Source organism: Pseudorhodobacter sp. (assembly GCF_030452865.1).
Lineage (GTDB): Bacteria > Pseudomonadota > Alphaproteobacteria > Rhodobacterales > Rhodobacteraceae > Pseudorhodobacter.
Genome location: NZ_JAKDLJ010000586.1, coordinates 1 through 1,578, shown reverse-complemented (window position 1 = coordinate 1,578; position 1,578 = coordinate 1). Strand labels below are relative to the sequence as shown.

At 57.3% G+C, this 1,578-nt stretch carries 3 protein-coding genes; all 3 read left to right on the top strand.

What is annotated here, in order from left to right:
• Positions 1–165: 165 nt before the first annotated feature.
• Positions 166–1,164 carry a type I glyceraldehyde-3-phosphate dehydrogenase gene (gap, locus tag L0H65_RS19730; RefSeq protein ID WP_301460880.1) on the top strand — a complete coding sequence of 333 codons (999 nt, stop codon included), beginning with the start codon at positions 166–168 and terminating at the stop codon, positions 1,162–1,164.
• Positions 1,165–1,192: 28 nt separating this feature from the next.
• A complete protein-coding gene (locus L0H65_RS19725) occupies positions 1,193–1,336 on the top strand; it encodes a hypothetical protein (protein ID WP_301460879.1) in 144 nt (47 codons plus the stop codon).
• Between the two features lie 137 nt (positions 1,337–1,473).
• On the top strand, positions 1,474–1,578 hold a 105-nt coding region (locus L0H65_RS19720), incomplete at its 3' end, for a glyceraldehyde 3-phosphate dehydrogenase NAD-binding domain-containing protein (RefSeq protein WP_301460881.1).

The window sequence follows — 1,578 nt, the reverse complement described above, 5'->3', positions numbered from 1 at the left end:
CAACCCATGCGATCGGCAAGCCGTTAGCGTAAACAGCCGCAGATCCTTAGCGTAAACACCGCAAGTTTGCGCTACCACCATGATTTCAACCAAGATTCCGCCTTTGAAATGCCCCGATTTTGCGGTAGCAGACCTTTGGCACACGAGGCAAGAGGGAGCGCCGCAATGATCACCATCGGCATCAACGGGTTCGGTCGGATCGGCCGCTGTACCCTGGCACATATCGCGCAAAGCGGGCGCAATGATGTGCAGGTGGTGGCAATCAACGCGACGGGGCCGATTGAAACCAACGCCCATTTGCTGAAATACGATTCCGTGCATGGCCGGTTTCCGGGTACGGTTCGGGTTGCAGGTGACACGCTCGATCTCGGTCGTGGCCCGATGCGGGTGATGAGCAGCTACAAGCCGAATGATCTGGATTGGGACGGTGTGGATGTGGTGCTGGAATGTACCGGCAAGTTCAACAATCGCGATGCGGCGGCGGTGCATCTGACCCGCGGTGCCAAGCGCGTGTTGATTTCCGCCCCTGCCAAAAATGTCGATAAAACCGTGGTCTACGGCGTGAACCACCGCCAATTGACCGCTGATCACCACGTTGTCAGCAACGGTTCGTGCACCACCAACTGCCTCGCCCCTTTGGCGAAAGTGCTGAACGATGCCATCGGTATTGAAAGCGGGATCATGACCACGATCCACAGTTACACCGGCGACCAGCCGACGCTGGACCGCCGCCATGATGACCTATACCGCGCCCGCGCCGCTGCGATGGCGATGATCCCGACCTCCACCGGCGCGGCGAAGGCGTTGGGAGAGGTGCTGCCCGAACTCGCGGGCAAACTCGACGGCACCGCGATGCGGGTGCCGACGCCGAACGTATCGGCAGTGGACCTGACCTTCATCTCCAAGAAAACCGTGACTGCGGCGGAGGTGAACGAAATCATGCGCGAGGCCGCGAGCGGTTATATGGGCATGGTTCTGGCCTATGATCCGGAACCGAAAGTCTCGGTCGATTTCAACCACACCCCACATTCGTCGATCTTTGCGCCGGATCAAACCAAAGTTGTTGGCAATTGCGTCAGGGTTCTGGCTTGGTATGATAACGAATGGGGCTTTTCCTGCCGCATGGCCGATGTGGCCGGGGCGATGGGGCGGCTGTTGAACTAGGCCAGTGATGGTCAGCAAAAGGAACCGAATGACCGATAAACTGGCGATCTGGTTGGTCCTGCTGATTGTCGCTGCCATTCTTGGCGATATTTTCCTCAATCAGGGGGCGGCACTGCTGTTCCTGTTGCGAAAATTTGCCGTTTTCGTGGAATATCTGCAATTCTGGCGTTAGGGTGGCACTGCCGCACTTGATCTTTCTTCTGAAATCGTGACGTTAGCGCTATCATATTCTGCGTTGCAAAATTGTTCGAAACGATGATGCGCGGCATAGGGAGCCGATGGCTCCACCCCAAGCAAAAGGATCACGCCATGACAGTCAAGGTCGCCATCAACGGATTTGGTCGTATCGGCCGCAACGTGCTGCGCGCCATCATCGAATCGGGTCGCACCGATATCGAAGTGGTCGCGATCAAC

Bases quoted from the DNA above. Each gene is read 5' to 3' on its own strand.
- gap (WP_301460880.1), top strand. From the start codon at position 166: ATGATCACCATCGGCATCAACGGGTTCGGTCGGATCGGCCGCTGTACC.
- L0H65_RS19725 (WP_301460879.1), top strand. From the start codon at position 1,193: ATGACCGATAAACTGGCGATCTGGTTGGTCCTGCTGATTGTCGCTGCC.